This is a genomic window from Piscirickettsia litoralis (assembly GCF_001720395.1).
GTDB classification, from domain to species: domain Bacteria; phylum Pseudomonadota; class Gammaproteobacteria; order Piscirickettsiales; family Piscirickettsiaceae; genus Piscirickettsia; species Piscirickettsia litoralis.
Window position 1 is genome coordinate 120,205 of sequence record NZ_MDTU01000001.1, and the last position, 4,251, is coordinate 124,455.

The following is a 4,251-nucleotide window of genomic DNA, read 5'->3' on the forward strand; positions in this document are numbered from 1 at the left end:
CAAAGCTAGTTTTATTTGAGTGAGCGTTAGCTATTCCTGAAATTAAGATTAAAGGAAATCCTATAATAATAAGTTTATTCATATTAAATTGTTATTAATCCATGCTAATTTTATATTCACCTATAAACTTCACCATAACTTAATAACCTTAACTTCATATTAAGTTATAGTAGTATATTATTTGATTTTTTCTTAAGAGGAATTTTAAAAAATAAATACTTTTATGGACTAAATTCCTGGTTAGAGTTTTCAAGGTTAAGTATTGCGTATAGTAAAGGGTAAATGAAAGTTTCGATTTAAGTGTGACTAGTATCTCACTTTTATGTGTTTCCATCAAATTTAATAACATCACAATGGCTACATTGTAGACAAATAGATAAATGGTTTCGGCGTGAGATATGGCTAAATGTCTAAATTACTTTTAAATCTTAAATCGAATTATATCTTAGTGATTAATAGGCTGCATGCGATCATTGAGTTTATAAATCATAGATTTTATGCCTGAATCAATGTTAGGGTGGTAACTAGACTTTAGTTGATAATCGTAGTGAATATAGTATAAGGGTATATGTTAAGATGCCAAAGCAATCAGGAATGCTGACTCTTGAGCAATTAAAAGCTCAAGCAACAAATAATGAAGTTAACACCGTGTTAGTTGTGTTTACTGATCAATATGGACGTTTTTTGGGAAAGCGCTTAGATGTTGATTTTTTTCTGGAGAGCGCTTTAGAAAAAGGTGTTGGTGCGTGTAATTACTTGTTAACGACTGACATGCAAATGAATCCAATGCCAGGCTATGATTATGCTAACTGGCAAAAAGGCTATGGTGACTTTGTTTTAGTTCCAGACCTATTAACATTACGTCTTGCAAGTTGGCTTGATAAAACAGCTTTAGTGATATGTGATGTCTATGCTGATGAACGGCAGCAGGAAAAAGTCAACCTAGCCCCGCGGTCTGTTTTAACTAAGCAAGTGGAAAAAGCAAAAGCATTGGGGTTTAACCTTAAAGCGGCTTCTGAGCTAGAGTATTATATTTTTGAACAAAGCTATAAAGATGCGGCAAAGAAAAACTATCAGGACCTTGCTGAAATCGGGTGGTATATTGAGGATTATCACGTTTTGCAGGGGAGTCGGGAAGAAAAGTTAAACGGCGCAGCAAGGCAGCATTTAAAACAATCAGGCATTGCTGTTGAAAAACTCGAAAGGGGAGTGGGGGCATGGCCAACATGAATTAAACATTCGCTATGAGAATATTTTAACGATGGCAGATCATCATTGTATTTTTAAACAGTGCTTAAAAGAGACGGCTGAGCAGATTGGTTGGAGTGTGACTTTTATGGCTAAATATGCCAGTGATCAGGCGGGTTCTGGTTGTCATTTGCATATTAGTTTATGGCAGGGCAATAATAATTGCTTTGCTGGAAATAAAACGATTGCAGGAATAAAGTGTTCTGATGAATTTTGTTGGTTTTTAGCCGGCTGGATGAAGTATTTTCCTGAATTGATGGTATTTTATGCACCGACCGTTAATTCTTATAAGCGTTATCAAGATGCCTCTTGGGCACCAACAAGCTTGGCTTGGAGTCCGGATAATCGTACCGCTGGATTTCGCATTGTTGGTGAAGGGGAGAGTTTGCGTATTGAGTGCCGTATTCCTGGGGCAGATTGCAATCCTTATTTGGCCTTTGCCGCAGCGATTGCTTCAGGTTTAGATGGAATTAAAAATAGGATAGAGTTAACTGAACCGTTTCGAGGCAATGCTTATACAGCAACGAGTAGTGACCATGTAGAAAAGCTACCACTTACGCTCGATGAGGCTTTAGCTTTATTTGCAAAGAGTCGTTTTGCACGTGAAACTTTTGGTCAAGATGTAATGGAGTATTATCATCACTTTTTTGAACTAGAAATTAAAGCCTATCAACAAGCGGTAACAGATTGGGAAAAACGTCGATATTTTGAGCAAATTTAGCACTGATCAAGCTGCTTTCTATATTGAGTGGCGAGGTGGGCGACTTTGCTTGCAATTTTTTTTGAAGATACTGGGGCATGACGATGATATAGGCCAAGTTGGTAATAAAGATAAAGTTGCTGAGTGTTATGTGGGCTGACTTTATAGCGTTTAATGACTTTATCAAAATACCAGCCAATGAAGTCGATAGAGTCATTAAAGTTTCTACGGTTGGCGTGAGGAATATGCCGAGACTTTTTATACTGTGCCCAGATGCTATCAACCGCTTGAGCAAAACCATAGGCACTGGAAGTCTTCGCTTTTACATTTGAGCGAAACCGCGACTCTTGATAGATCGTAGCCATCAGAATATTAACAGGTATTTTCCAGCGATTACTTGCTTTATAAGCGCTTCTTTTCCAGTTTGGCTGGTGCTGAAAGATCCAGCAAATATCCTCTAGCTTAGCTTTCGTTTTACCTGCAGCAAAGTTGGTTTGAAGTGTGAGTACTATGAAAGCAAAGCAAATACTTGTTATAAGTAATGATAAATCAAATTTAAGGCTTTTAATATTTTTAATAAACAAGAAAATATCCCTATTTATCTTAGTAATGCTCTAGTTAATATAGCGTATTGACATTCTATTGGGAACTATGCGCATGTAAAATTATTTACAAAGCTGCTTGATTCACATAGCGTATGTATAATGAGGTCAAAGTAGTGGAGCGAATCTAAAGGATGAGGGTCGAAGTGAGGAAGGTATGTGTAGGCATTACAATGTATGGACGTGATAATGAAGGGAATTTTTGCATACCGGCAGACTATGTTGATGCAGTACGGCGTGCTGGTGCGGTGGCCTGCCTGGTTGCCCCTGGGGATGATGATGCACAATCACAATTAAAGGGAATTGATGGCTTAATCTTGGTTGGAGGCGGTGATCTTGGGACGCAATATGGTGGAAACTCACACTCAGAGAATTATCTTGTCGATGATGAACGTGATCAAAGTGAGTTTGCCTTAGTAAAATATGCATTTGAAAAAAAGCTGCCTGTATTTGCTATTTGTCGAGGTATGCAGGTTGTTAATGCAGTTAAAGGAGGAGCTTTATATGGTCATTTACCCGATGAAGTTCTTAATGTGATCAATCATCGCACAACGAATATTCCTCCAGAGCCAATTAAGCACGAAGTGGTCATTGAGACAGATAGTTTATTAAATAATATTACTTTAAATGAAAAAATCACAGTGCTGTCTTGGCATCATCAAGCGATTAAAATACTTGGGGGCTCGCTTACTGTGAGTGCACGAGCAACAGATGGTGTAATAGAGGCGATAGAAATGCCAAATTATCCCTGGTTTCTTGGCGTGCAGTGGCATCCAGAACTCAATGCAAAAAATAGACCCTATACAGCAAAAGTTATTTGATCAGTTTATCAAAGCCTGTTGAAGACTATTAAATCAGTTTAACGCTAAAGTAATTTATAAAAGAAGGAGTTTATGATGGTGATGTTAAAAAATCAGGTGGCCTTAATTACAGGCGGGGGCAGTGGCATTGGTCGAGAAACTGTCTTACTATTCGCCAAAGAGGGTGCAAGCGTTGTGGTCGCTGATGTGAATGATAGTACAGGACAAGAGGTTGTTGAGGAGGTAAAAGGGCAAGGTGGACAGGCAAATTATGTTTATGCTGATGTTGCTCAAGCAAATCACTGTGAGGAAATGATCAATGCGGCAGAAGATATGTATGGTAAGTTAACGATTTTATTTAACAATGCTGGAGTGATGTGTGCTGGTGATGATGATGCTATCTCAACAGATGAGAAAACCTGGGATTATACAATGAATATTAATTTAAAAGGGGTTTTTCTTGGGTGTAAATATGGTATTCCTGCATTGCGCCGAGCCGGTGGCGGTGCGATTATTAATACCGCTTCATTTGTTGCTTTGATGGGAGCGGCAACGCCACAACTCGCTTATACGGCAAGTAAAGGTGGGGTGCTTGCAATGACACGTGAATTAGCAGTTTTGCATGCTAAGGAAAATATCCGTATTAATGCACTTTGCCCAGGGCCGTTACACACTAAGTTGCTAATGAAGTTTTTGGACACAGAAGAGAAAAAGCAGCGCCGCCTTGTACACCTGCCGATGGGGCGTTTTGGTCGGGCTGATGAAATTGCTAAAGCCGCATTATTTTTAGCTTCTGACCTTTCGTCCTATATGACTGGGAGTTCTTTAACGGTCGATGGCGGATTGACGGCTGCCTATGTTACTGCAGAGTAGTCAGCCTTATTGAACTGAGAGTGTGTTT

5 protein-coding genes are annotated in these 4,251 nt (G+C 38.8%); 4 read left to right on the forward strand and 1 reads right to left on the reverse strand.

Translation table 11 applies throughout. From position 1 onward, the window contains the following. Positions 1-576 precede the first annotated feature (576 nt). Positions 577-1,230: a type I glutamate--ammonia ligase gene (locus BGC07_RS21045; protein WP_201258077.1), complete on the forward strand. Its 654-nt coding sequence runs from the start codon at positions 577-579 to the stop codon at positions 1,228-1,230. Further along, positions 1,190-1,969: a glutamine synthetase family protein gene (locus tag BGC07_RS21050; RefSeq protein WP_201258078.1), complete on the forward strand. Its 780-nt coding sequence runs from the start codon at positions 1,190-1,192 to the stop codon at positions 1,967-1,969. The genes BGC07_RS21045 and BGC07_RS21050 overlap by 41 nt, the downstream gene beginning before the upstream one ends. On the opposite strand, the gene BGC07_RS00555 is transcribed toward BGC07_RS21050, so the two are convergent. After that, the gene (locus tag BGC07_RS00555) at positions 1,966-2,532 is read right to left on the reverse strand and encodes a transglycosylase SLT domain-containing protein (RefSeq protein ID WP_235602805.1); all 567 of its coding nucleotides are present in this window, start codon (positions 2,530-2,532) and stop codon (positions 1,966-1,968) included. The two genes, BGC07_RS21050 and BGC07_RS00555, sit on opposite strands and share 4 nt — an antisense overlap. Before the next feature lie 191 nt (positions 2,533-2,723). Between BGC07_RS00555 and BGC07_RS00560 the strand changes: the two genes are divergently transcribed. After that, positions 2,724-3,371: a gamma-glutamyl-gamma-aminobutyrate hydrolase family protein gene (locus BGC07_RS00560; protein WP_158006809.1), complete on the forward strand. Its 648-nt coding sequence runs from the start codon at positions 2,724-2,726 to the stop codon at positions 3,369-3,371. 72 nt (positions 3,372-3,443) lie between these two features. Continuing rightward, positions 3,444-4,223 carry a glucose 1-dehydrogenase gene (locus BGC07_RS00565; protein ID WP_201258079.1) on the forward strand — a complete coding sequence of 260 codons (780 nt, stop codon included), beginning with the start codon at positions 3,444-3,446 and terminating at the stop codon, positions 4,221-4,223. Positions 4,224-4,251 lie beyond the last annotated feature (28 nt).